Here is a 1,109-nt window from a genome sequence, read left to right as displayed (position 1 = left end):
ACCCGCACGGCGTAGAACCTCGCGAACGGGCACAATCCCCTACTAGAGTGCTCGACATGGAATTTCGGCATCTGGGCAACAGCGGTCTCATGGTCAGCGAGATCGCCTACGGGAACTGGATCACGCACGGATCCCAGGTGGAGGAGGACACGGCCAGGGCCTGTGTCCGCGCGGCGCTGGACGCGGGTATCACCACGTTCGACACCGCCGACGGCTACGCCGGGGGCAGGGCGGAGGAGGTGCTCGGCCGCGCGCTGAAGGGCGAGCGCCGGGACGGGCTGGAGATCTTCTCCAAGGTCTTCTGGCCCACGGGTGAGGGCAAGAACGACCGGGGTCTGTCCCGCAAGCACATCGTCCGCAGCGTGGAGGACTCCCTGCGCCGCCTGGGGACCGACTACCTGGACCTGTACCAGGCCCACCGGTTCGACTACTCCACCCCGCTGGAGGAGACCGTGCGGGCCTTCGAGGACCTGGTCCGCCAGGGCAAGGTCCTCTACGTCGGCGTCTCCGAGTGGCGCGCCGAGGAGATCGAGCAGGCGCTCAAGATCGCCGACGAGATGGGCTTCGACCGCATCGTCTCCAACCAACCGAAGTACAACATGCTGTGGCGGGTCATCGAGACCGAGGTCGTTCCGCTCTCCGAGCGCGAGGGCGTCGGCCAGATCGTGTGGTCGCCGATCGAGGGCGGCGTCCTGAGCGGCAAGTACAAGCCCGGACAGGAGCTGCCCGCCGGTTCGCGCGCCGCCGACCCCGGCGGCGGCCGCTTCCTGAGCGACCAGATGAAGGACCAGGTCATGCTGGAGCGCGTGCAGCGGCTGGAGCCGCTGGCCGCCGAGGCGGGTCTGACGCTGGCGCAGCTGGCCGTGGCCTGGGTGCTCCAGAACCCGAACGTGTCGGCCGCGATCATCGGCGCCTCCCGCCCCGAGCAGGTGGAGGGCAACGTCAAGGCCGCGGGGGTCAGGCTGGACGCCGAGCTGATGGCGCGGATCGACGAGGTCCTGGGCGACAGCGTCCAGCGCGACCCGGCGCTGACCAGGAGCCCCGAGAACATCCGCGGATAGCCGCGCCCGGGCGGTGTTCGGCGCCGAGGGCCCGGCCGTCCCCAGGAC

General features: G+C 70.0%; 1 protein-coding gene. It reads left to right on the top strand.

Annotated features, from left to right (window positions below; translation table 11 throughout):
• Positions 1–56: 56 nt before the first annotated feature.
• Positions 57–1,061 carry an aldo/keto reductase family protein gene (locus DQW06_RS28660; RefSeq protein ID WP_013152001.1) on the top strand — a complete coding sequence of 335 codons (1,005 nt, stop codon included), beginning with the start codon at positions 57–59 and terminating at the stop codon, positions 1,059–1,061.
• The last annotated feature ends 48 nt before the right edge of the window (positions 1,062–1,109 follow it).

The sequence above is a fragment of the Nocardiopsis sp. TNDT3 genome (genome assembly GCF_003427465.1).
Lineage (GTDB): Bacteria > Actinomycetota > Actinomycetes > Streptosporangiales > Streptosporangiaceae > Nocardiopsis > Nocardiopsis dassonvillei.
The sequence above is the reverse complement of the archived record's forward strand: the minus strand, read 5'-3'. Positions and strand labels throughout refer to the sequence as shown.

Excerpts from the sequence above, each read along its gene's own strand:
- DQW06_RS28660 (WP_013152001.1), top strand. The coding sequence starts at position 57 with ATGGAATTTCGGCATCTGGGCAACAGCGGTCTCATGGTCAGCGAGATC.